The organism is Streptomyces sp. NPDC040610, assembly GCF_055594065.1.
On the sequence record NZ_JBVIXA010000021.1, the window covers coordinates 76,221 to 100,655 of the forward strand.

Consider the following 24,435-nt stretch of genomic DNA (forward strand, 5'->3'; position numbering starts at 1 on the left):
TGCCCACGCCGGTCGCACCGGACCGTCCCTCCTGTCCTTCTCGTCCCGCCCGTCACGACATCACGCCCGAGCGGGCCGGCTTCCCCGGCCCGCGAGTGACTTCCGGCAGGTGCCCCTTGCAGCAGTTCCCCATCTCGCCGCCCCCCTTTGAATGACACGACCATGTGCCTTCGGGTACCCCTCGTCGCTGCTGCCCGTAAACGCGTCCGGCCACTGTTCGAATATGCGCTTTCTCCGTCCGTACACCCCATCTCGCGGCGTATCCGGGCAGACTCACGGGTGCGGAATATGCCGTCCGCACTGCAACATTATGCGGGCGCAACTGTCCTCTGGTCGAGGATTGTTTAGAGAACCATGAGAATGGCTCGAAACGGCGCGACGGGAAAGTCAGATCCTCCGCAGATGTGCGTCGGCTGGGCGGCGTGGGGAGCACGGGAACTCGGTGACGGGCCAACCGAGGCGGCTCACGAAGAACGCGCGGCCCGGAATCCGGAGGCTCGACTGGAAGGCCGTCCGCAGGTCTTCGTGCTGGAGCACGACGCTCACGGGGTGCAGGGCGAGCCCGGCGGTGGTCGCGCACAGCCAGTAATCGGCCAGCCGTGCTCCGCCCTTGACGGCGTCGGCGAGCGTCGGCTCCGTCCGGTCGAAGCTCATGGCGACCACGACGGGCGTGGGCCGCACCATCCTGGCGAGGCCGTGGGCCAGGCGGCGGCCGACGAAGCGGTCGTAGCCGACGGGGCCGAGCAGCCGCATCGTCGCGGGCGCGAGGGCGGCGCGCAGGGCGTGCCTGCTCGGCCACGACAGCGGCCCGAACAGCTGGTCCAGGGCGAACCCGTCGCCGCGCGCGTCGGCTTCGGCCCGGTCGGCCCGCAGGAACGCATACGTCTCGCGCCAGGCCTCGCGGTGGCTGAAGTCGCGGCCGCCGTGCTCGGCCACGAAGTCGGCGAACGCCGTGCGGTCGGCGCCGGACGTCAGATGCCGCACGGTGACGTCCGCGCCGCGTGCCGCCGCGCACCCCGACGGGGCGAGCAGGCCGTCCAGGAGTGCGGGCCGGACGGGCTGCGGAAGGTAGGGGGCGCGGTTGGTGCGGCGGGCGCGGGCGGCGGCGCGCAGGGTACGCAGCTCCGCGCCGCCGTCCCGGACGCCGGGGCCGACTTCGCCTCCGACCCCGGCGCCGATCGTGGATCCGACACCGGTCGTGGGCCCGGCGTGGACCGTGGGCCCGGCATCGTTCGTGGGACCGGCGTCGGCCCCGACTCCGGCCCCGTCCCGGAGTTCCTTTCCGGCCCCGGCACCACCCCGGGCTTCCGCACCGACCGCGCCCCGCGCTTCGACACCGGCCTCCGCCCCCGCCCCCACCCGCCCACGCAGCCGCGCCACGCACAGCCCCGTCCACGACCGGGGCCACGTGGTCCCGGGCAGTTCGACCCCGCGCGCCACCCCCGGGGCCAACGGGCCGTCCGCGAAGCGCAGGGCGTCCACCGACCAGCCCTGCGCCTCCAGGGCCCGGAGCAGGAGCTGCCAGTACAGGCCGCAGCTGAGCAGCATCTCGACGGCGTGGGCGGGCAGCGACCGCAGCTCCCGGCTCCGGTCGAGCCCGAGGACGAGGTACTGGTACGTCGCGGGCACCCCGGCCTCCCCGTCCAGCACCCGCGCGGCGGCCGCACGGGACCCCTCGCTCCTGGCCCACGCCACCGCCCACGGCTGGCAGTTGTGGGACGAGGGGCTGAGCACGGCGATCCGGGCCGCCTCCCGCAGGGCGTCGGCGAAAGCGGTGGAGTCGGCGGAGTCAGTGGAGGCAGCGGAGGCACTGGTCGTGGGCGCGGCGGGGACGCCGGGGGCCGGGGCCCGGTCTGTGGTCATCGTCGTGTTCTCCTCGGCTCCACACAGGGGCAGGTGAGCGGACGTCGATCGCGCGGGCTCGGCTGTCCGGGCGTCAGCGATCCACGGGCGGCGGCAGCAGGAAGGGGTAGGGCCTGCGCCGGATCTTGCGGTGCCAGAGGCGGTCGGCGGCGCGCAGGCGCTGGATCAGCTCCCACATCCGGGCGTCGTCGCGGTAGTACGCGGCGACCTCGGCGGCCGTGATCGGCTCGGCGAGGCGGGCGTTGGCCTGCTCCAGGAACGCGGGGACGAGCGCGTCGAGGCGTTCCTTGTGGAGGTTGCCGAGGAAGTCCAGGAGCACGCCGCGCGTCGCGTAGAACTTGTCGAAGATCGACTTGGCCACACAGACGCGGACGACGTCGCGCAGGATCCACGGCAGCGAGGTGAAGAAGAGCCGCACGTCGAGGAGTTCACGGCCGCGACCGTCGCGCATCAGCGGTGTGGTGACGTCCAGATACGTCAACTCGCCTTCGAGGTCGACCCAGTTGGAGGCCTGCGCGTCCAGGCCGAGCGTGGGGTGCACGGCGGTGTCGACGCGGTCGAGGAAGCGGGCGAAGAAGTTCTTCGCCCACGCCTCGTCCTCGGTGTGCAGCAGGCGGGAGCAGAGCCGCTCCGGCGGGAGTTCGCGCTGCACGCAGTACGCCGTGATCCGCCCGGAAGGCCCGGTCGTGTGCCAGACCTCGGTGGGCGCGACGGTCAGGCCCCCGTCGGCGAGTCGGCGCAGATACGCGTCGAGCGAGTGCCGGTAGCGCTCGAAGCGGTCCCGGTCGGGGAAGGCGGGCAGCCGTTTGCAGGCGAAGGAGCCCGCGTCGGTGCGGAGCCGGAGCACGAGGGTGATCTCGCCGTAGCCCAGCACGTCGAGTGCGCTGTCGTCGGCTCGGCGCAGCGCGTCCTGGACCTGTTCCTCCAGGTGGGCCAGCGCGGTGTGCGGGACCGTGAGGGTCATGGGTGCCTCACTCTCGGCGGACCGGCGCCGCCGTGGGGCGGGGCTCGGGTCCGGGGTGCCGGGCAGGGGGTGCGGGGGCGGTTGGGGAGATGGGCGGCGGCGGGAGTACGGGGGTGCCCCTGGCGCGGCCGTCGGGTTCGCCGCCGCCCCCGTGCGGGACGGGTGCGCCCCGGCTCATGGCGCGGTCACCACCAGGACGGCGTTCTGGCCGCCGAAGCCGAAGGAGTTGCTGACCGCGACGTCCAGCTTCCGGGTGCGCGCGGCCCCGGAGACGATGTCGAGGTCGATGTCGGGGTCCTGGTCGTGGAGGTTGGCGGTCGGCGGCACCGTGCCGTGCTGGACGGCGAGGACGGTCAGCGCGGCCTCGATCGCCCCTGCCGCGCCCAGGGTGTGGCCGAGCACCCCCTTGGTGGAGGTGACCGCGGCGCCCGCGCCGAGGAACTTGCGCAGCACCGCCGCCTCGGCCGCGTCGTTCAGGGGCGTCGAGGTGCCGTGCGCGTTGACGTGGTCGACCTCGTCCGGCACGACGCCCGCCCGCGCGAGCGCCGTGCGCAGCGCGTGCAGCACGCCGGTGCCGCGCGGGTCGGGCGCGGTCATGTGGTGCGCGTCGGCCGACGCGCCGTACCCGGCGACGCGGGCCCGCACGGTGGCGCCGCGCGCCCGGGCGTCCGCCGCGCGCTCCAGGACGAGCATGCCGCTGCCCTCGCCGATGACGAACCCGTCCCGGTCCCGGTCGAACGGCCGGGAGGCGGCGGCGGGTTCGTCGAGCCGCCGGGACAGCGCGCCCATCTGCGCGAAGCCGGTGACCATCAGGGGCGTCACCCCGGCCTCGCCGCCGCCCGCGACCACCACGTCGCAGCTGCCGTCGCGCAGCAGGTGCAGCGCCGTGCCGATGGCGGTCGCGCCGGACGCGCAGGCCGTCGCGGTCACCAGGTTCGGTCCGGTCGCGCGCAGGTCCATGGCGAGGTGCCCGGCGACCATGTTCGGTACGAGCATGGGGATCAGGAGCGCCGACACCGCCTGCGGTCCTTGGTCGAGCAGGCGGCGGTGCTGGGCCTCCCAGGTCGCCACGCCGCCGAGGCCGCAGCCGACGACGACGCCGACGCGGGCCCCGTCCCACGTGCCCGGGTCGAGCCCGCTGTCCGCGACGGCCTCGCGGGCGGCGGCGACGGACAGCTGACTGAACCGGTCCTGCGTCAACGCGCTGCGTCGGCCGACGTGCCGCCGAGCGCTGAAGCCCGGCACCGTGCAGGAGATGTCCACCGGCAGCCCGGCGAGCCCCGGGTCGGTCGCCGCCTCGGACCGCCCCCGGCACACCCCGGCCCAGGTGTCGGCCACGCCGATGCCCGCGGCGGTGACGAGCCCGAGGCCGGTGACGGCGATGTCGTCAGGGCCGCGCGCGGGTGCGGGGCGCGTCATGAGGCGGGGGTGGACGCGGCGGGCGGGGTGGGGGTCGGGCTGGTGCGGTCGGCCGCCGAGGGCGGGGCGGGCGCCGGTGCCGGTCGTGGGGTCCGCGCCGGTGCGGGTGCCTGTTCCTGCGCCGATACCCGTACAGGGGCCGATGGCTGTGCGGGAGTCGATGGCTGTGCGGGAGCCGGTCGTCGTTCAAAGTCGGGGGGCCGTACAGAGTCCCGGGGTCGTACCGAAACCGCGGCTCGTACCGGGGCCCGTCCTCGTGCCCAAGCCCCTCCCCGTACCGGATCCGCCTTCCGCGTCAGCATCTCCGCCACCGCCCCGATCGTGGCCCTGGGTGTCGCCGCGTGCTCGCCCACGGCCACGCCCAGTTCGGCGTGGACGACGAGGAACAGTTCGAGCAGGTGGAGCGAGTCCATGTCGAGGTCCGCGAACGTGGTGTCGGGAGCGAGCTCCGCGGGGTCCGCGTCGAAACGGTCGACCAGCGGACCGACCAACCTGCCGTACATCGCGCTCATCGAATGCGCCCCACCTCTCCGGTCGCCTGGGGTCGAGTCTGCGGGCCGCGCCTGACCGCCCGCCGCGCCGGACGCTGACCGATGGCTGACCCCGCGGGCCCCGGGGCCGCCCGCCGCCGCGCCTCCGGGGGCGATCAGCGGGCGGTCAGCGAGCCGTCAGCACGCGCGGCCTCTTCCCGTCAGCCCGCCCCGCGAGACTCGGTAGCCGCACCCACGTCCTGCCGTCCGGGAGACCGAGGAGCACGCGTGACCGCACCCCCACCGAGCCGACCGTCGCCGACCCGTGCCGCGGTGCTCACCGGGGTCGGCGGCTGTCTGCCGCCGACCGCCGTCAGCAACGACGAGCTGGCCGCGCGCCTCGACAGCTCCGACGCGTGGATCCGCTCCCGCACCGGGATCCGGCAGCGGTACTTCGCCGCGCCGGGCACCGCCACCTCCGATCTCGCGGTCGGCGCGGGCGCCAAGGCCCTGAAGTCGTCCGGCACGCCCGTCGTCGACGCCGTGCTGCTCGCCACCACCACTCCGGACCGGCCCTGCCCGGCGACCGCGCCCGTCGTCGCGGCCCGCCTCGGCCTGACCGGGACCGCCGCCTTCGACGTCTCGGCGGTGTGCACGGGCTTCGTGTACGCCCTCGCCACGGCGGCCGGGCTCATCGCGACCGGCGCCGCCGACCGGGTCCTGGTGATCGGCGCGGAGACGTTCTCCACGCTGCTCGACCCGGACGACCGCTCCACCTCGGTGATCTTCGGCGACGGCGCGGGCGCGGTGGTGCTGCGCGCGGGCGAACCCGCGGAGCCGGGCGCGCTCGGCCCGTTCGACCTGGGCAGCGACGGCGGCCGCGAGGACCTGATCACGGTGCCCGCGGGCGGCTCGCGCCAGCGTCTGTCGGGCCGCTCCCCGCAGGCCGGCGACCGCTATTTCACGATGGACGGCAAGGAGGTCTTCCGGCACGCCGTGCAGCGCATGTCCGCCTCCGCGCGGGCCGTCCTGGACCGTGCCGGGTGGACACCGGCGGACGTCGACCACCTGGTCGGCCACCAGGCCAACCTGCGCATCACCAACCACGTGGCCGACGAGGTGGGCGTCCCGCGGCCGCGCTGCTTCAGCAATATCGCCGACGTCGGCAACACCGCCGCCGCGTCCATCCCCCTCGCCCTGGACCAGGCCCACGCCGACGGCGTCCTGCGGGCGGGCGACCGGGTGCTGCTCACCGCTTTCGGCGGGGGCCTGACCTGGGGGTCGACGGTGCTGACCTGGCCACGCCTTGACCACATCTGAGGAGAACCGCATGAGCGAGACGTACGACAGGCTGGTCGAGCTGCTGGTCGACCGGTTCGAGGTGGACCGCTCGGAGATCGGCCCCGACACCAAGTTCGAAGAGCTCGACATGGACTCGCTGTTCCTCGTCGAGCTGCTCCTCGTCATCCAGTCCGAGTTCCGGGTCGCCGTCGCCGAGGACGCGGCGACGCCGGGCGACACGGTCGCGGCGGTGGCCGGGCTGATCGAGGACGGGCTGCGCGTGCCGAGCCCGAGCGCCCCCGCTGCGTCGGCCACCGGAGAGCGAGCGTAGGGCGGCCATGACCACCGAGCAGTCGATCATCAACTACATCGCCGACGTCTGGCTCGACGGCGACACCGAAGGCCTCGACGCCCAACTGCCCATAGCCGAACTGAACATCATCGACTCGGCCGGGATCTTCGACCTCGTGCACTACCTGCAGAGCGACTTCCGCATCACCGTGCCGCTGCGGGAGATCTCCCCGGCGAACTTCCGATCCGTCGACACGATCGCCGCACTCGTCGAACGGCTGCGGGCCCAAGGGGAGGGCGTGCGATGACCGATGCCACCACTGCCACCGCGAAGGGCCACGAGGGCGCCGCCGTGCGGCGCGCCATCGTGGACATCGTCGCCTCCCGGACGCTGTACGACGAGTCGTACCTGCTGCCCGAGAGCCACTTCGAGGCCGACCTCGGCATCGACTCCGTCATCCACGCGTCGATCCTCGCCCTGGTCACGGAGCGCTTCGCGCTCGGCTCGCCGCTGCCCGAAGGCCTGCACACGATCCGCGAGCTGACGGCCGCCGTCGAGGAGGCGCTCGCGGCCGCGGGCCGGGCGCCCGGCGCCACTCCCTCCCCCGCCGCCGAGTCCGCACCGGCACCCGCCCCCGAGGACCCCGTCCTCGCGGCCGTCCTCCGCGCCGCCATGCACCACACCCAGTACCGGCGCGAACAACTGCCCCTGGACGCCGACTTCGAGGGCGAGCTGGGCATCGACTCGGTGGTCCTGGTGTCGATCGTCGCCGACTGCGCCCGCGACCTCGGCCTGCCCGACGACCTCGCGGGCACCCTGACCGCGCCGTCCCTGCGCGACCTGATCGCCGAGCTGCGGGCGTACCGCGACACCGGCGGCGACGGAGCGGGCGCAGCCATGGGCACAGCTACCGGCACCGGCGCCCCGGATCGCGCCGCCTCCTGGGACAGCCGCTCCATGAAGGACTTCGTGGAGGGCCGCGACGGCGACCTCTTCGCCAAGACCCGCAGCTTCCGGAGCCATCTGCGCGGCCGCGAGGCCGAGCACCTGTACTGGTACGGGATGCCGCTGCACTCCCGCTGCGGCAGCCGCGCCCTCATTCTCGACGAACTCACCGGCCGCAAGCGCGAGTTCCTGATGTTCGCCTCCAACAACTACCTGGGCGTCGCCAACCACCCGAAGGTCATCGAGGCGGTCTGCGAGGCCACCCGCGCCTTCGGCGCCACGCACACCGGGTCGCGCTTCATCGGCGGCACGAACATGCTGCACAAGGAGCTGGAGCGGCGCCTTGCCGCGTTCAAGGGCCACCCGGCGTGCATCGTCTATCCGGGCGGGTACGCCGCCAACCTCGGCACCATCTCCGCGCTGGTCAAGAGCTACGACACGCTGATCGTCGACAAGCTCAACCATATGAGCATCGTCGACGGCGCCCGGCTCTCCGGCGCGGTCCGCAAGATCTACCAGCACAACGACATGGCAGACCTGGAGCGCATCCTCAAGCGCTGCGACGACCGGACCGCGGGCAAACTCATCGTCGCGGACGGCGTGTTCAGCATGCACGGCGACATCTGCGACCTGCCCGAGATCGTCCGGCTCGGCAAGGAGTACGGCGCCCGCGTCATGATCGACGACGCGCACGCGACGGGGGTGCTCGGCGCGCGCGGGTCGGGCACCGCCGAGCACTTCGGCCTCAAGGGCGAGGTCGATCTGGAGCTCGGCACGATGAGCAAGTCCCTCGCGGGCATGGGCGGTTTCGTCGTCGGCGACGAGGACGTCGTCGAGTACCTGCGCTTCTACGCCCACTCCTACGTCTTCGCCGCCAACATCCCCGCCGGGGTCGCCGCCGGTCTCATCGCCTCCCTCGACCTGATCGAGGCGGAGCCGGAGCGGATCACCCGGCTCTGGGAGAACATCCGCTTCCTGCGCCGTCTGCTCGCCGACGCGGGCTTCGACCTGGAGCACACCGAGAGCGCCATCCTGCCGCTGGTCATCGGCGACGAGCGGCGGGCCCTGGAGATGGGCCGGGCCGTGCGGGCCCGCGGTCTGTTCTGTCAGACGGTGGTGTTCCCCGGCGTGCCGCTCGGCGACGCGCGGCTGCGGGTCAGTGTCACCTGCGAGCACACCCGCGAGGACCTGGAGACCGCCGCGGGCGTCTTCGTCGACGCGGCCCGCGAGACCGGCGTCCTGCCGTCGGCCGGGTGAGCGCGATGACCAAGCCGCCCCAGGAGCCCCGCACGCCCGATCCCTCGGGGCTGTCCGGACCACCTGACCTGTCGGAGCTGTCGGACGTCGCGCTGATCCGCAAGCCGTGGCCGCCGAGCGCCGAACAGTCCGCGCGGCTCGCCTTCGTCGGGCCCGACACCCGCACGTACGGCGAGCTCGCCGGGCAGGTCGCCGCCGTCGCCGCCGGACTGCTCGGCCTGGGCGCCGAGGTCGGCGACCGGGTCGCCATCTGGACGGACAAGCAGCCGCGCTACGCCGAGGCGATCCTCGGCGCCCTGCACGCGGGCTGCGCGTACGTGCCGCTGGACGGCGGGCAGCCGGTGGCCCGCGTGGAGACCATCCTCGGGGACGCGGAGCCGGTCGCGCTGGTCACGGACAGCCGTCGCCTGGACATGCTGATGGAGCGTCAACTACCGGATTCAGTACGGGTGATCGTGCTCGTGGACGAGTACGAGGGTGGGGGCGAGGGTCAGGTCACGCCGGATCAGATCCGCCCGCGCCACCCGGCCCCCGTCCACCACCCGGCCCCCGTCCGACCCGCCGTCTCCTGGTCCGCCTTCACCGCGGGCGCCGCGGGCCACGTCGTCCTCCTTCCGCCCCTGGACCGCGACGACCTCGCCGCGCTCCTGTACACCTCCGGGTCGACCGGCACCCCCAAGGGCGTGCGGATCAGCTACCGGAACCTGGCGTGCTTCATCCGGTGGGCGCGCGAGGAGCTGGACGTCGGGGCCGGTGACGTGTTCGCCAACCACGCCTCGTTCAACTTCGACCTGTCGACGTTCGACCTGTTCACCGCCCTCTCGGCGGGCGCGGGCCTGTGGATCGTGCCGGACGGGCAGGCCCGCGACGTGGCCGCGCTCGCCGCCGGGATCCGGGACCACGGCGTCAGCGTCTGGTACTCGGTGCCGTCCGTGCTGCGGCTGCTCACCGTGTCGGGCGCGCTCACCCCCGACATCGCGCGGGGACTGCGGTACGTCCTGTTCGCGGGCGAGGTGTTCCCGATCCCCCATCTGCGCGCCCTGGCACAGCAGTTGACGCCGGACACCGCGCTCTACAACCTGTACGGGCCGACGGAGACCAACGTCTGCACCTACCACCGGGTGCGCCCCGAGGACCTGGACCGCCACGAACCCGTCCCCATCGGCACCCCCCTGCCCGGCGCCAAGGTGTCCGTCGTCGACGCCGAAGGACGCGCCCTGACCGGCCCGGACGCGTTCGGTGAACTCGTCGTCGAGGGCGACTGCGTCACCCCCGGCTACTGGCGCGGGGAGGCCGAGCCCGCCGCGGCCGGACACCGCGGGGGCCGGCACGCCACCGGCGACCTGGTGAGCCACGACGTGCGCCACGGCGGCCGCGCCCTGGTGTACCGGGGCCGCAAGGACCGCATGGTGAAACTCGCGGGCCACCGCGTGGAACTCGGCGAGATCGAGGCGGCCGTGCTGCGCCACCCCGGCATCGCGCACGCCGCCGTCGTCGCCGACACCGGCGGCCCCGACACCGCCATCGCCCTCTACTTCACCCTCAACGGCGAGACGCCCCGGCCCGGCCTCATCGAGCTGAAGCGGCACTGCGCGCGCTATCTGCCGCGCTACATGCTGCCGCGCACGGCCACCTGCCTGGACGAGCTGCCGCACAACGCCAACGGCAAGACCGACTACCGGCGCCTCGGCGGACCGGCGTCCACCCCTCGCCCGGCGCCCACACCCCGGCCCGCGCCCGGCCCCGCCCCGCGTGCCGTGCCCGGCAAGTGACGGAGACGTACATGACCCAAGGCCCGACCGAGACCCACGGACGCGGCGGCGAGCCGCAGACCCTCGTCGCCCTTCTGCGCCACCACGCGGCACAGCGCCCGGACGCGCTCGCCTACCGCTTCCTCGGCGGCTCCGAGACCCCGGTGCGGGGCGGCACGGCCGACCCGGGGCCCGGCGAACGCTCCTGGACGTACGCCGACCTCGACCTGCGGGCCCGGCACGTCGCCGCCCTGCTCCGGCGCGAGGGCGCGACGGGCGAACCGGTGCTGCTCCTGCACCCGCCCGGCCTCGACTACATCGCCGGTTTCCTCGGCTGCCTGTACGCGGGGGCCATCGCCGTCCCCGCCTATCCCCCGGACACCCGCAGGTTCGGGCAGACCATGCCCCGGCTCGCCGCCATCGCCCGGGACGCGCGGGCCACGCACGCGCTCACCACGGGCGGCCTCTCGCGGTTCGCGGGCGACCGGAAGGACGACCTCGCCGCGCTCGGGCTCGCCGGGCTGCGGTGGCTGGTGACGGGGGGCGGGTCCGGGGCGGCCGACGGCGCGGAGGCGGGCGGCGACGGGGGCGGGGACACCGCGGAGGCGGGCGACTGGCGGGCGCCGGACCTCACCGGCGACTCCCTCGCCTTCCTCCAGTACACCTCCGGCTCGACGTCCGCCCCCAAGGGCGTCATGGTCAGCCACAGCAATCTGCTGCACAACCTCGCCGCCATCCACCGCAGGCTGGCGCACGACGCGGACTCGCAGATGGTGTCGTGGCTGCCGCCGTACCACGACATGGGCCTGATCGGCGGCATCCTGTCGCCGCTGTACGGCGGGTTCCCCGCGCACCTGATGGCGCCGATGTCGTTCGTGCGCCGCCCCCTGCTGTGGCTGCGTGCCCTCTCCGACACGGGCGCGTCGACCAGCGTCGCCCCCAACTTCGGCTTCGAGGCCTGCGTCCGCAGGATCACCGACGAGGAGCGCGACCGGCTCGACCTGCGGCACTGGCGGCTCGCCCTGAACGGCGCGGAGCCGGTGCGCGCCGACACCCTGGACCGGTTCGTCGAGCGGTTCGGCGCCTGCGGGTTCCGGCGGGGCGCGCTGCTGCCCTGCTACGGCCTGGCGGAGGCCACCCTGATGGTGACGGGCGTGCGCGCCCACGAGCCGCCCGCCGTCGGGGAGTTCGACGCGGCGGCGCTCGGCGCGGGCGTCGCCACCGAGGCCACCGACGCCGGGAAGGCCGCCGGGGGCCGGGGCACGCGGGTCGTGGCCTGCGGGCCCGCCGTCGACAGCGTGGACGTGGCGGTCGTGGACGCGGCAGCGCGGCGGCGGGTCCCCGGCGAGGGCACGATCGGCGAGGTATGGCTCACGGGCGCCAGCGTGGCGCGTGGCTACTGGCGCCGCCCCGAGGCCACCGCGGACACCTTCGGCGCCCGTCTGGAGGGCGAGCCCGACACGCCGTATCTGCGCACCGGCGACCTGGGCTTCCTGCGCGACGGCCAGCTGCACGTCGTCGGCCGCACCAAGGACGTCGTCATCGTGCAGGGCCGCAACCACTACCCCCACGACATCGAACTGACCGTGGAGCAGGCCGACCCGGCCGTCCGCGCGGGCTGCGGCGCCGCGTTCGCCGTCGAGGTGGACGGCGTGGAGCAGCTGGTGGTGGCGTACGAGATCGACGGCCGTCGGGCCGCCGACGCGCCGGGCCTGCTCGCCCGGCTGCGCTCGGCGGTGGCCGACGAGCACGAGGTGACGCCGCACGCCGTCGTGCTGCTCAAGCGGTCCACGGTGCACCGGACCACCAGCGGGAAGATCCAACGCCAGGCGTGCCGCGCGGACTTCCTCGGCCTGGGCCTCAAGGTGGTGGCGGCCAGCGTCGCCCGCGACACGCCGGTCCCGGCCGCGCCGCTGGGGCGGGGGCAGTCGGTGGACGCGGCGGTCGAGGAGGTGTTGCGCGCGTACGTCCCCGACGTCTCCGGCGCCGCCACCCGTACGTTCGCCGACCTGGGCCTCGACCATCCCCGGCTGCTGCTCGTCGTACGGGAGTTGGAGCGGCGCCTCGGTGTGCCGGTCCCGGTCGGGGAGCTGCTCGTACGGCCGCGGGTCGACACGCTGACCGGGCTGCTCGCCGAGCGGGTACCCGCCGACGGGACCTGGGACCCGGACTCCGTCGAGGCGTGGCTGACGGCCCGGGTCGCCGAGCGGCTGGGGCTCGCCGCGACGGCCGTCGACCCGTCCCGGCCGCTCGCCTCGCTCGGTCTCGACTCCAGGCAGGCCGTGGCGGTCCTGGCGGAGCTGAGTGCCCGTACCGGCCGTGAGATCCCCGCGTCCGTGGTCTTCGACCATCCGACGATCCGCGCGATCGCCGCCCACCTCGGCGCGGCGGGCACGACGACGGTCGCCACGCCCGCCGCCGTTACGTCCGGTCCCGGCGACGCGCACGAGCCGATCGCCGTCGTCGGGATCGGCTGCCGCTTCCCCGGCGCGCCCGACCCGGACAGCTACTGGCGCCTGCTGCGCGACGGCCGCGACGCGATCACCGAGGTGCCGCGCGGCCGGTGGGACGCCGCGCGGGTGGCGGCCCCGGACTTCGGCGGGTTCGTCGACGGCGTCGAGGAGTTCGACGCCCGCTTCTTCGGGCTCTCGGCGCGGGAAGCGGTCCGCATGGACCCGCAGCAGCGGCTGCTCCTGGAGACGGCCTGGGGAACGCTGGAGGACGCGGGCCACGACCCGACGTCGTACGCGGGCTCCGCCACCGGCGTGTTCGTCGGCATCAGCAGCCACGACTACGCCGAGCTCCAGATGGGCCGCCTCGACACGGTCGACGTGCACGGCGCCACCGGCAACGCGCACTCCGTCGCCGCCAACCGGCTGTCCTACACCCTCGACCTGCGCGGCCCGAGCCTCGCCCTGGACACGGCGTGCTCCTCGTCCCTGACGGCCGTCCATCTGGCGTGCGACAGCCTGCGCCGGGGCGAGTGCGGGGCGGCGCTCGCGGGCGGGGTGAACCTGATGCTGACGCCCGGTCTGTCCGTGGCGTTCGCGGACGGCGGGATGCTGGCGGCGGACGGGCGCTGCCGTACGTTCGACGACGCGGCGGGCGGCTATGTGCGGGGCGAGGGCGCGGGGTTGGTCCTGCTCAAGCCCCTTTCGGCGGCCCTCGCCGACGGCGACCGCGTGCACGCGGTGATCAGGGGCTCGGCCACCGGGCACGGCGGGCGCGCCAACGGCCTGACCGCGCCGAAGGGCTCCGCGCAGCGCGCCGTCGTCGAACAGGCCCTGGCACGGGCCGGGTTGAGCGGCAAGGAGATCGACTACGTCGAGGCGCACGGCACCGGTACGCCGCTCGGCGACCCGGTCGAGTGGGAGGGCCTCGCGGCCGCGTACGGCATGGGCCGTCCGGACGGCGCCCGCTGCCTGGTCGGCTCCGTCAAGACCAACATCGGGCACCTGGAGGCGGCCGCGGGCGTCGCGGGCCTCATCAAGGCGGCGCTCGTCGTCCGCGAGCGCGAGGTGCCGCCGACGCTGCACCTGACCACACCGAACCGCCAACTCGACTGGAACGGAGCGGGGTTGGACGTACCGACCCGCCTGACACGGCTGCCCGGCGCGGGCCCGGCCCGCGCCGCCGTCAGCTCCTTCGGCTTCGGCGGGGCGAACGCCCACGTCGTCCTGGAGTCCCCGCCCGCCCCCGACCCCGCACCCGACCCGCCCGCGCGTCCGGTGCACGCCCTGCGCCTGTCGGGCCACACACCGACCGCCCTGACCACCCTGGCCCGGCGCTGGCGCACCCACCTGGCCGCCCACCCCGACGCGCCCCTCGCCGACCTGTGCCGCGCCGCGCACACCGGCCGGGCCGTGCTCACGCACCGCGCGGTCGTCGTCGGCGGGTCCGCGGCGGCGCTCGACGCCGGGCTCGACGCGCTGTCCCGGGGCGAGGCCTCGACGGCCGTGGTGCGCGCCGCCGCCGGGCACGGGCCCGAGCCGCGCACGGCGTTCCTGTTCAGCGGCCAGGGCACGCAGTACCCGGGCATGGGCAAGGGCCTGTACGACACGCACGAGCCGTTCGCCCGCGCCATCGACCGCGCGGACGGCGTGCTGCGGCCGCACCTCGGCACCCCCCTGACCGAGGTCCTGTTCGCACCGGACGGCACGGACCGGCTGCGCGCCACGCGGTACTGCCAACCCGCCCTCGTCGCCCTGGAGATCGCGCTCGCCGAGCTGTGGCAGTCCCTCGGCGTGCGCCCCTCGGCCGTGCTCGGACACAGCGTGGGCGCGTACGCAGCCGCGTGCGTGTCCGGCGCGCTGACCTTCGAGGACGCCCTCACGCTCGCCGCGATCCGGGGGCGGCTCATGGACGAGCAGCCGGGCGACGGCACGATGATCGCGTGCGTCGGGGACGCGGAGACGGTACGAGAAGTGGCGTCGCGGTACGGGTCGTTGGCCGTGGCCGCCGTCAACGCGCCCACCCACCTGGTGCTCTCCGGGGACCGGGCGGAGGTCGAGCGGGCCCGCGCGGACCTCGCGGAGCGGTCGGTCGTCGTCAAGCCGCTCGCGGTCTCCGGCGCCTTCCACTCGCCACTGATGGCGGGCGCCGCCGAGCCGCTGCGCGCGGCCGCCCGCTCCGTGCGCTTCGCCGAGCCCGTCATCACCTGGGTGTCGGACGCCACCGGGGAGCCGGTCGGCCGGATCGACGCCGACGCCCTGGTGGACCATCTGCTCGGCACCGTGCGCTTCGCCGACGGCCTTGCGACCCTGCGGCGCCTCGGCTGCACCGCGTACGTCGAGATGGGCCCGCACCCGACGCTGCTGGGCCTGGGCCGCGCGACGACTCCGGCCGACGCCGGGCCCGACGCGCGCCCCGCCCTGTGGCTGCCGTCGCTGCGCCGGGGCCGGGGCGGGGCCGTGCCCGGCGCGACGGGCGACTGGGAGACGCTCCTCACGTCCCTCGGGCGGCTGCACTGCGCGGGCGGGGCGGTGGACTGGGCGGCGCTCGACGCGGGGCGGCGGGCGCCTCGGGTGCCGGTGCCGCACGCGGTGTGGGAGCGGGAGCCTTACTGGTTCACGCCGACCGGGACGGCGTCCGGGGCAGAGCCCGCCGCCGCGACGGACGCGTCCACGGAGGAGCACGCGCAGGGCCCCGCCCGCGTACCGCGAGAGCCTGCCCACGCGACGCAGGAGCCCGCCTCCGTACCGCGAGAGCCCATGGACGTACCGCGACCGGCGCCTCCCACCCCTCCGGCGGCCGACCACCCCCGCACCGGACGGCAGGACGTGTTCGCGCAGGTGTCACGCGTCTGCGGGTACGCCGTCGCGCAGATCGCGCGTGACGCCCGGCTCGGCGCGGACCTCGGCTTCGACTCGCTGATGCGCGCCGAGCTGGAACGGGCCCTGACGCGGCGATTCCCCGGGCAGCTGAACGGCAACCGGGAGCGGCTGCCCGAGGACCCCACGGTGGAGCAGCTCGCCGACGTCCTCGCGGGCGCCGTGCCCGTGGCCGACGAGACGACCGCAGTCGCCGAGGTGGGCGTGGCCCCCGGGCCCGGCGTCGAGACCGCACCCGCCGTGCGGCAGGAGCGTGTCTTCGAGGAGTGGCCGGAATACCGCGAACTGCAGGGGCGCCTGCGGCAGGCGACGGCCGACGGCGACAACCCGTACGGGCGCACGCACGAGGGGTTCAACAGCGGCCGGTCCTGCGTGGACGGCCGCCCCGTCCTCAACTTCGCCGCCTTCAACTACCTCGCGCTGTCCCACCATCCACGGGTCCGCGCGGCGGCGCGCGCCGCCGTCGACCGGTACGGCACGTCCTGCTCGGCGACGCCGCTGCTGTTCGGCGAGACGCCGCTGCACCACCGGCTCGACGCCGAGATCGCCGCGTTCCTCGGCACCGAGGCCGCGATCGTGTTCGCGGGCGGGCACGCCACGAACGTCGCGACCATCGGGCACCTCTTCGGCCCCGAGGACCTGATCCTGCACGACGAGTGGATCCACGACAGCGCGGTGCGCGGCAGCGTCCTGTCCGGCGCCCGGCGCAGGCCGTTCCCGCACAACGACTGGCGCGCCCTCGACCGGCTGCTCACCGCGGGCCGGGCGCGGGCACGCCGCGCGCTCGTCCTCGTCGAGGGCGCGTACAGCCAGGACGGGGACCTGCCCGACCTGCCCCGGTTCATCGACGTGAAGCGGCGGCACGGCGCGATGCTGATGGTCGACGAGGCCCACTCGCTCGGGGTGCTCGGCCGCACCGGGCGCGGCATCGGCGAGTACTTCGGCGTCGACCGCGCCGACGTCGACCTGTGGATGGGCACGCTCAGCAAGGCCGTCGGCAGCCTCGGCGGCTATGTGGCGGCGCGCCGCCCCCTCGTCGAGTACCTGAAGTTCACCGCACCGCTGCACATCTTCAGCACCGGCATATCGCCCGCCAACACGGCCGCCGCCCTGGAGGCGCTGCGGGTCGTGCGGGACGAGCCGGAGCGCGTGGCGCGCCTGCGGCACCTCGCCGAGCACTTCCGCGACGAGGCCCGCGCCCGCGGATACGACATCGGCGTGTCGCGGGCGTCCGCGGTGATCCCGGTCGTCATCGGCGGCTGGGAGGAGACCATGGCGCTCTCCAACGCGCTGCTCCGCCTCGGTGTGAACGTGATGCCGATCGGCCACCCCGCCGTCCCGCGCGACGAGTGCCGCCTGCGCTTCTTCATCAACGCCGACCACACCGAGCACGAACTCGACCGCGCACTGGACCTGTTGGGGCGAGCCATGGCGACACGCAAGCAGACGAACGGGACCTCGCGGACGGCGGGGCACAACGGGACGGCGGCGCGCCGCGAGGCGCAGCCCGACCACGAGGCCGAGCCGGACCACGAGGCGGCGCCGCGCGAGTCGACGCCGGTCACCGGGGCCGAGCCGGGCACCGCCCCCTCCCCCGCCCCCGGGCCCGCCTCCTCCGCCCCCGACGTCCTGGTGGCGGGCGCCGGCGGCTTCATCGGCGGCCACCTCACCCGCCGCCTCGCCGAACGCGGCCACCGCGTGCGGGTCCTGGTCCGCGAGGGCAGCGACCGCTCGGCGTTCGCGGGGCTCGACGTCGACGTGGCCGTCGGGGACCTCGGCGATCCGGACAGCCTGCGGCGGGCGGCGGCCGGGGTGCGGCACGTGTACAACTGCGCGGGCCTGTCCGCCGACTGGGGCCCGTGGGCGGACTTCCAGCGGGTCAACGTCGACGGCAGCCGCAACCTCGTCGACGCGGCCCGGCACGCGGGCACCGTCGAGCGTTTCCTGCACGTCAGCACCACCGACGTCTACGGCTACCCGGTGCGCCCCTGCGACGAGGACACCCCGCCGCGCGACATCGGCCTGCCGTACAACCGCAGCAAGCTCCTCGGCGAGCAGGCCGTGCGCGAGACGGCCGCGCGCGCCGGGCTGCCGCTGACCGTGGTGCGGCCGGTCAGCGTGTACGGGCCGCGCAGCAAGGACTTCGTCATCGAGATCGCGACGCTGCTCCTCAGCCGCCAGATGGTGTACATCCGCGGCGGCGACGTACCGGCCGGGCTGCTGTACGTCACCAACGCGGCCGACGCGATGATCGCCGCCTGCGCGTCCGAGGCCGCCGCGGGCCGCACGTACAACCTGCGCGATCCCGACCGCACGACCTGGCGGGCGTACGTCGAGGCGCTGGCCCGCGGCCTCGGTGTGAAGTCGCCCTCGCTGAGCCTGCCCGCGCCCGTGGCACGCGGTGTGGCGACGCTGTCGGAGGGCCTGTACGGGGCGCTGCGGATCAAGGCACGCCCGGTCCTGACCCGGCACGCGGTGCACCTCTTCGACCGCGACCAGTCGTACGCCGTCGACCGGGCCCGCGACGACCTCGGCTTCAAGGGCGAGGTGGGCTTCGAGGAGGGGGTGCGGCTCACGCTCGCCTGGCTGGACTCGCCCGAGGGGCGTGCCCGCGTCCCCCGCTGAGACCCACCCCGCCCCGCCTCGCCCCCCGCCCCGACCGGCCCGAGCCCGAGAGGAACCCGCTGTGCACCTCACCGAACGGCCGCAGGCACCGACCCGAGCCTGGTTCGCGGGCCCCGGCTTCGGGCCCCCGCCAGGAGCCGACGCCGGTCCCGGCGCGCCGCCCACCGCCGGGCCCGCCCCCGCGCCCGCGCCGGACGCCCCCGGCCCCCGGCCCCGCCTGATCTGCTTCAGCTACGCGGGCGGCACCCCGTCCGTGTACCGCGACTGGCCGCACCTGCTCGGCCCCGGCGTGACGGTCGTGCCGGTGCTGCTCCCGGGGCGCGGCCTGCGGCTCGGGGAGGCGCCGTACACCGACATGGCGCCGCTGGCCCGCGATGTGACCGACGCGCTCGTGGCGGCCGGACACGTCGACGACTACGCCCTGTTCGGGCACAGCATGGGCGCGCTCCTGGCGTACGAGGTCGCCTGCGAGCTGCGGGCGCGCGAACGCCCCGGCCCCACGCACCTGTTCGTGTCCGGAAGCAGGTCACCGCACCTGTACGGCGGCCCCGACGACCAGGCGCTGGGCGACGACGACCTGCGCCGCCTCGTGCGGGACCTCGGCGCCCTGGATCCCGACGACCGGGTGGGCGGCTCCTACCTGGAGCGCAGGCTGCCGGTGCTGCGCGCCGACCTGACGCTGTGCGCCCGCTACCGCTGGCGACCGCGGCGACCGCTCGACTGCCCGATGACGGCGTTCTCCGCCGCCCGGGACCCGGTGGCGCCGCCGGACCGCGTCGAGGCGTGGCGGGCGTACACCAGCGCCTCGCTGCTGCACCGCAGGGTGGCGGGCGGCCACTTCTATCTGACCGGACCCGCACGGCTTCCGCTCCTTCGTGAGCTGCGCGCCGAACTCACCCGCACCACCGAGGAGAGGGAACCCGCATGGACCTACTGAGGCTGGCCAGGGCCGTCAAGGCCCGGGCACAGGAGCCGTTCACCGACCTTGCCGCGATGGCGCGGATCGTCGCCGATCCCCGGCTTCCGCTGCTCCTCGTCCTCAACCGGACGCTGTTCACGCCCCTGTATCGGGCGTCGTTCCTCGCCGCGGCGGCGGGCTCCGGCGTCCTCGGCTGCCTGGCGGCTCGCCCGTGCGACCTGGAGAGCCTGGCCGAGCACCTGGAGAGCGGGCCCGAGGACCGGCACCGGCTGCGCGCCTGGCTCGACGTCGGCGTGCGACTCGGCGAGCTCGACCGGAGCGAAGGCTGCTACCGCCTGCGCAGCCGCACGGCCAAGGCGCTCGCGCAGGTCAACAACGACGCCGTCGCGGGAGCACTCGAAGAGCTGCTGCGCTTCCATGTGCCCGCGCTCCGTGACGCCCCGCGCATGCTCAAGGACGGCGGCCGCTTCGAGCTGTCCGACCAGGACGGCCTGGTCATCGCCCGCTCCACGCTGGTGGTGCGCGGCTTCGTGGAGGAGGCCATCAGCCGGACGCTGTCGCGCACCGCGCCGGTGCGGCTCCTGGAGGTCGGCTGCGGCAGCGGCGCGTACGTCCGGTACGCGGCCGGGCTCAACCCGCGCCTGACGGCGCTGGCCGTCGACCTCCAGCCGGAGGTCGCGGGGCAGGCCGCGAAGAACATGGCGCAGTGGGGCCTCGCCGACCGCGTCGAGACCCGCAGCGGCGATCTGCGCACCCTGGACCTGCAACCGCAGTTCGACGTGGTGACACTGCACAACAACATCTACTACTTCCCGCAGGAGGAGCGCGCCGAGGTCCTGGCCCGCGCCCGGTCCTTCCTCGCCCCCGGCGGCACCCTGCTGCTCACCTCCTCGTGCCGGGGCGGCGGCCCGCTGGGCCTCGACGTGCTCAACCTCTGGTTCGAGTACGCCGGTTTCGGCGGCCCGCTGCCGCTGGCCGAGGAACTGCTCGGCCAGTTGCGGGATGCGGGCTTCACCGAGGTGCGGGCCACCCGGCTCCTGCCCGGCCAGGCGTTCCGCTCGTTCGTCGGCATCAACCCCGGGGCCGGGCCCGCCGCACTGCCCCCGGCCCGCTCCGGCTCCCCCACCACCGCCGAGGAGGCCGCGTCATGACGACGAAGGCGACCACCGATTCCGCCCCCGCCCCCGAGGCCGCGGACACCACCGCCACGGACGAGGCAGCCGACGCCGCACCCGCCACCGAGAAGACCACCACCCCGACCCCCGCTCCGCACTCCGGCCTCGTCGCCGTGCTCGGCCGTCCGCACGCCGCCACCCCCGCCGAGCTGGGCGGCAAGGCGGCCCGGCTGGACGAGCTGACGGCCGCGGGGCTTCCGGTGCCGCCCGCGTTCTGCCTCACCACGGCCCTCTTCGACGTCTTCCTGCGCGAGAGCGGCCTCGGCGCCGAGATCCGCGCCGCCGAGGCCCGCGGCGAACCCGCCCTCACCGTCCGCGAGGCGGTCCTGGCCCGCGACATCCCGGAGCCGGTCGCCCGCACGATCCTCGCGGCGTACGAGGACCTGGGCCGCCCCCGGGTCGCGGTGCGCTCCTCCGCGCCGCGCGAGGACTCCGCCGAGCGGTCCTTCGCGGGCCAGCACGACACGGTCCTCGACGTGTCGGGCGACGCGGCGCTGCTCGACGCGGTCCGGGTCTGCTGGGCCTCGCTGTGGTCGGACCGGGCGGCGGCCTACCGTGCGGGCGGCGGCCCGGCGGGCTCCATCGCCGTCGTGGTGCAGGAGATGGTGCCCGCCGACGTCAGCGGGGTGCTGTTCACCGTCGACCCGGTCGGCGGCAGGCCCAACCGGCTTGTGGTGGAGGCCTGTTGCGGGCTCGGCGAGGGCCTGGTGTCGGGCAGGGTCTCCAGCGACTTCTTCGTGGTGGACGACCGTACGCTCGACGTCGTCGAGGAACGCGTGCGGTACAAGGTCACCAAGTGCGCGCCGCTCGCGCCAGGACGCATCGGCATGACGAAGGTCGACGCCGCCGACCGGGACGCGCCCTGCCTGACCCGGGACCAGCTCGCGGCGCTCGCCCGGATCGCCCTGGAGATCCGGGACCGCCACGGCGCGGAGCAGGACATCGAGTGGGCCGTGCGCGACGGCACGCTGCACCTCCTCCAGGCCCGCCCGATCACCACCCGCCCGAGGACCGAGACCTCCGACGGCGCCCGCAGCCCCTATCTGCCGGACCTGTTGGAGCAGCAGCCGGACGCCGTGCGGCACGGCACCCTGTGGTCGCGGATGGACATCGGGGAGATCTTCGTCGGTCTGATGTCCCCGCTCGGCCTGAGCTTCGCCCGGCACTACCAGGACCACGTCCACGGCGACTGCGCGGCGGCGCTCGGCGTGCGCGACACCGGCGACGTCGGCCTGCACATGGGCTTCTTCCAGGGCCATGTCTATCTGAACATCTCCTACACCGCGTACCTCCTCGGCCAGGCCCTGCCCACCCGCGACCAGCGCCACTTCACCCGCCGCTTCGTCAGCGAGGAGGTGGACCTGGCCACGTACAAGAACCCCTTCGGGACGTTCCCCGGCGGCCTGGAGGACCTGCTCTCGACGACGCACTGGCTGCGGGCCACGGCCAACGAGATGCTGGTGATGAAGGACCGCGCCCGGGACATGGCCGAAAGTCGACTGTACGAGTTCGACCGTGCCCGGCGCCTGGACCTCAGCCGCATGGGCCGCCGCGAGCTGCACGCCGAACTCGGCCGCTACCTGGACTACTTCCACGACGCGCACGTCGGCTACATGCCGTACTACATCAACGCGTTCGGGTTCTACGGCGTCCTGACCGAGCTGTGCGCCAAGTGGCTCGGCGCCGCGGGCGACAACCTGCAGAACCGCATCAAGACGGACATGTCCAGCCTGCGCACGGTCGCGTCGGCACAGGAGATCTGGAGCGTCGCGCAGGCCGCGAAGGCCAGGCCCCGGGTCATGGAGATCATCGAGGCGGCACCCCTCGACGAGGTCGCGGACCGGCTGCGCGCGGACCCCGACGGCGAGGCCTTCTGGCAGTCGCAGCTGGAGCCGTTCCTGCGCGCCAACGGCACCCGGGGGCGCCAGGAGATGGAGCTCACCCATCAGCGCTGGATCGACGACCCGTCGTATGTCTTCCAGATGATCCGCCGCTACGCCGCCGACGGCTTCACCGCCGACGACATCATGGGCCGCAGCCGTGCCCGCCAGGAGGGCGACGTCCGGGCGGTCCTGAAGAAGCTGCCGCTGCCGCGGCGCACCACCGTCGAGGGCGTCATCTCGATGTACGCCCTGTGCAGCGAGCTGCGCGAGGCCACGCGCATGTCGATGATCACGTCGATCTGGCTGGTCAGGAACGTCGTGTACGAGGTGGGGCGGCGGCTTGTCGACGAGGGGGTGCTGCACTGCCTGGACGAGGTGGCCTTCCTGGACTTCGCCGACGTACGCGGCTACTTGGCCGGTGAGCTGCCCGCGCGCGAGGCGTTCCCGCGGGCCGCCATCGAGGAGCGGCGGCGCGTGCACGAGTACCACAACCGGCTGCCGGAGCCGCCGCTCACCTTCGTCGGCGAGCACGACGGCACCCGCGCGGTGCGGCCCGTGAAGGACGGGGCGCGCCTGGACGGGCTCGGCTCCAGCCCGGGGCGGATCGTCGGCCGGGCCCGCATCGTCGAGGACCTGGTGTGGCAGGCCGACGAGTTCCAGGCGGGCGAGATCCTCGTGACCCGGCACACCGACGCGTCCTGGACGCCGCTGTTCGCCATCGCCGGCGGCGTCGTCACCGACATCGGGTCGATGCTCTCGCACAGCTCCATCGTGTCGCGGGAGTTCAACGTGCCCTCGGTGGTCAACACCAAGTACGCGACGCAGGTGATCAACACCGGCGACATGGTCATGGTCGACGGCGACACGGGTGTCGTCGAGGTCGTGGAGGGCTGAGCCCGCCGCACCGCCCGAGGAAGGCAGGACTTTCCCGAGGAAGGCAGGAAGTTCCAGATGATCCCGAATCAGTGGTATCCGATTCTCAGGACCGAGGACGTCAAACGTGACGCGCCCACCGGCGTGCGCCGCATGGGCGAGGAGCTGGTGCTCTGGCGCGACCTGCGCGGCAACCTCGTCTGCCAGTCGGCGCGCTGCCCCCACAAGGGCGCGAACCTCTCCGAAGGCCGCCTGGTGGGCAATTCGGTGGCCTGTCCGTACCACGGTTTCCGGTTCGGCACCGACGGGGCGTGCAGGCTGGTGCCCGCGCTCGGCTCGGAGGGCCGCATCCCGGCGTCGCTGCGGGTCGACACCTACGAGGTGCGGGAGAAGTACGACCTGGTGTGGCTGTGGTGGGGCGACAAGCGCACGCAGCTCCCCGACATCGAGCTGCCCCATGAACTCGCCGAGCACCCGCGGGCGTACGAGACCATCACCTTCAGCCGCCCGGTCCACTACACGCGCTACATCGAGAGCCTGCTCGAGTTCTACCACGTGACGTTCGTGCACCGGGACCACTGGGCGAACATCATCGACTACACGTTCATGTACGGCAGTTGGAAGAAGCTGTGGACGGACGGCCGCGAGCGCTACATCGCCGCCAACAAGATCGTCAACCATCGCGTGGACGTCGAGGGCACGATCATCCGCAACACCTTCGACCAGTGCGAGGAGGGCAACCCCTCCAACACCTGGCACTTCGACCTCATCTACCAGGCCCCGTGCATGACGCATGTGCGCCAGGGCCTTCTGGAGGTCACGACCTGGCTCGTGCCCATCGACGAGCACCACACCCAGGCGATCATGCGCCTCTACGAGTACCCGCTGCTCAAGTGGATGGTGCCCATCAAGCCGCTGCGGCCGCTGGTCCTGCGGCTCTCGCTGATGATGGAGCAGTACGTCCAGGACCAGCAGGACAACGACATCATGGCCCGCCAGGAGCCGAAGGTCAGCGAGCGCGGGGTGAACAAGTTCATCGCCGTCGACGAGATGAACGCCAAGTACCTGCAGATGCGGGACCGGTTGAAGGCGGAGGCACGGGCGGAGGCGCAGGCCCGGGAGGTCGAGCCGGTGGCGGGCGCCGACGAACCGGTGGCGGTGCCCGCGGCGGGCGGCACGAACGGGAACGGGCCCGAGAAGGGCAACGGGAACGGCGGCCCCAAGCGGTCCGGGAAGGGGGCCCGCGCGGGCGGGCTCAGCAGGACCTCGACCTGACCCCGGTGGGGGGGTTGGGGGGAGAAGGAGGGAAAGAAAACAAACGAAGGGGGGGGAAAGGGGGGGGGGGGGGGGGGGGGAGAAGGGGGGGGGGGGGGGGGGGGAAGAGGGGA

General features: G+C 74.3%; 14 protein-coding genes. 10 read left to right on the forward strand and 4 right to left on the reverse strand.

Features of this window, described 5'->3' with window-relative positions; genetic code table 11:
• Positions 1-387: 387 nt before the first annotated feature.
• From ACZ6AA_RS39175 to ACZ6AA_RS39190, 4 genes are all read right to left on the reverse strand, one after another.
• Positions 388-1,863, reverse strand: coding sequence for a nitroreductase family protein (locus ACZ6AA_RS39175; protein WP_468458586.1), 1,476 nt, complete (start codon positions 1,861-1,863; stop codon positions 388-390).
• Between the two features lie 73 nt (positions 1,864-1,936).
• Positions 1,937-2,827 carry a DUF6206 family protein gene (locus tag ACZ6AA_RS39180; RefSeq protein ID WP_468483728.1) on the reverse strand — a complete coding sequence of 297 codons (891 nt, stop codon included), beginning with the start codon at positions 2,825-2,827 and terminating at the stop codon, positions 1,937-1,939.
• A 174-nt stretch (positions 2,828-3,001) separates the two neighbouring features.
• Positions 3,002-4,246, reverse strand: a complete 1,245-nt coding sequence (locus tag ACZ6AA_RS39185) for a beta-ketoacyl-[acyl-carrier-protein] synthase family protein (RefSeq protein ID WP_468483727.1) — start codon at positions 4,244-4,246, stop codon at positions 3,002-3,004.
• Positions 4,243-4,758 carry an acyl carrier protein gene (locus tag ACZ6AA_RS39190; protein WP_471463248.1) on the reverse strand — a complete coding sequence of 172 codons (516 nt, stop codon included), beginning with the start codon at positions 4,756-4,758 and terminating at the stop codon, positions 4,243-4,245. The genes ACZ6AA_RS39185 and ACZ6AA_RS39190 overlap by 4 nt, the downstream gene beginning before the upstream one ends.
• 246 nt (positions 4,759-5,004) lie before the next feature.
• On the opposite strand from ACZ6AA_RS39190, the gene ACZ6AA_RS39195 reads away from it, so the two are divergent.
• From ACZ6AA_RS39195 to ACZ6AA_RS39240, 10 genes are all read left to right on the forward strand, one after another.
• On the forward strand, positions 5,005-6,036 hold the full coding sequence (locus tag ACZ6AA_RS39195; protein WP_468483726.1) for a beta-ketoacyl-ACP synthase III: 1,032 nt from the start codon (positions 5,005-5,007) through the stop codon (positions 6,034-6,036).
• Positions 6,037-6,046: 10 nt separating this feature from the next.
• A complete protein-coding gene (locus ACZ6AA_RS39200) occupies positions 6,047-6,328 on the forward strand; it encodes an acyl carrier protein (RefSeq protein ID WP_468458578.1) in 282 nt (93 codons plus the stop codon).
• A 7-nt stretch (positions 6,329-6,335) separates the two neighbouring features.
• Positions 6,336-6,596, forward strand: coding sequence for an acyl carrier protein (locus tag ACZ6AA_RS39205; RefSeq protein WP_468458576.1), 261 nt, complete (start codon positions 6,336-6,338; stop codon positions 6,594-6,596).
• A complete protein-coding gene (locus ACZ6AA_RS39210; protein ID WP_471463250.1) occupies positions 6,593-8,491 on the forward strand; it encodes an aminotransferase class I/II-fold pyridoxal phosphate-dependent enzyme in 1,899 nt (632 codons plus the stop codon). The genes ACZ6AA_RS39205 and ACZ6AA_RS39210 overlap by 4 nt, the downstream gene beginning before the upstream one ends.
• Positions 8,492-8,496: 5 nt before the next feature.
• Positions 8,497-10,263: an AMP-binding protein gene (locus ACZ6AA_RS39215; RefSeq protein ID WP_471463252.1), complete on the forward strand. Its 1,767-nt coding sequence runs from the start codon at positions 8,497-8,499 to the stop codon at positions 10,261-10,263.
• Between the two features lie 11 nt (positions 10,264-10,274).
• Positions 10,275-18,197, forward strand: coding sequence for an aminotransferase class I/II-fold pyridoxal phosphate-dependent enzyme (locus ACZ6AA_RS39220; protein WP_471463254.1), 7,923 nt, complete (start codon positions 10,275-10,277; stop codon positions 18,195-18,197).
• Between the two features lie 61 nt (positions 18,198-18,258).
• Positions 18,259-19,134: a thioesterase II family protein gene (locus ACZ6AA_RS39225; protein WP_471463256.1), complete on the forward strand. Its 876-nt coding sequence runs from the start codon at positions 18,259-18,261 to the stop codon at positions 19,132-19,134.
• Positions 19,122-20,267, forward strand: a complete 1,146-nt coding sequence (locus ACZ6AA_RS39230; RefSeq protein ID WP_468483723.1) for an SAM-dependent methyltransferase — start codon at positions 19,122-19,124, stop codon at positions 20,265-20,267. Before ACZ6AA_RS39225 ends, ACZ6AA_RS39230 begins: the two co-directional genes overlap by 13 nt.
• The gene (gene redH, locus ACZ6AA_RS39235; RefSeq protein WP_471463258.1) at positions 20,264-23,068 is read left to right on the forward strand and encodes an undecylprodigiosin ligase RedH; all 2,805 of its coding nucleotides are present in this window, start codon (positions 20,264-20,266) and stop codon (positions 23,066-23,068) included. The genes ACZ6AA_RS39230 and redH overlap by 4 nt, the downstream gene beginning before the upstream one ends.
• Positions 23,069-23,125: 57 nt before the next feature.
• Positions 23,126-24,322 carry a Rieske 2Fe-2S domain-containing protein gene (locus ACZ6AA_RS39240; RefSeq protein ID WP_468483721.1) on the forward strand — a complete coding sequence of 399 codons (1,197 nt, stop codon included), beginning with the start codon at positions 23,126-23,128 and terminating at the stop codon, positions 24,320-24,322.
• The last annotated feature ends 113 nt before the right edge of the window (positions 24,323-24,435 follow it).

Bases quoted from the DNA above. Each gene is read 5' to 3' on its own strand.
- ACZ6AA_RS39175 (WP_468458586.1), bottom strand. From the start codon at position 1,863: ATGACCACAGACCGGGCCCCGGCCCCCGGCGTCCCCGCCGCGCCCACG.
- ACZ6AA_RS39180 (WP_468483728.1), bottom strand. From the start codon at position 2,827: ATGACCCTCACGGTCCCGCACACCGCGCTGGCCCACCTGGAGGAACAG.
- ACZ6AA_RS39185 (WP_468483727.1), bottom strand. From the start codon at position 4,246: ATGACGCGCCCCGCACCCGCGCGCGGCCCTGACGACATCGCCGTCACC.
- ACZ6AA_RS39190 (WP_471463248.1), bottom strand. From the start codon at position 4,758: ATGAGCGCGATGTACGGCAGGTTGGTCGGTCCGCTGGTCGACCGTTTC.
- ACZ6AA_RS39200 (WP_468458578.1), top strand. From the start codon at position 6,047: ATGAGCGAGACGTACGACAGGCTGGTCGAGCTGCTGGTCGACCGGTTC.
- ACZ6AA_RS39205 (WP_468458576.1), top strand. From the start codon at position 6,336: ATGACCACCGAGCAGTCGATCATCAACTACATCGCCGACGTCTGGCTC.
- ACZ6AA_RS39210 (WP_471463250.1), top strand. From the start codon at position 6,593: ATGACCGATGCCACCACTGCCACCGCGAAGGGCCACGAGGGCGCCGCC.
- ACZ6AA_RS39215 (WP_471463252.1), top strand. From the start codon at position 8,497: ATGACCAAGCCGCCCCAGGAGCCCCGCACGCCCGATCCCTCGGGGCTG.
- ACZ6AA_RS39220 (WP_471463254.1), top strand. From the start codon at position 10,275: ATGACCCAAGGCCCGACCGAGACCCACGGACGCGGCGGCGAGCCGCAG.
- ACZ6AA_RS39230 (WP_468483723.1), top strand. From the start codon at position 19,122: ATGGACCTACTGAGGCTGGCCAGGGCCGTCAAGGCCCGGGCACAGGAG.
- redH (WP_471463258.1), top strand. From the start codon at position 20,264: ATGACGACGAAGGCGACCACCGATTCCGCCCCCGCCCCCGAGGCCGCG.
- ACZ6AA_RS39240 (WP_468483721.1), top strand. From the start codon at position 23,126: ATGATCCCGAATCAGTGGTATCCGATTCTCAGGACCGAGGACGTCAAA.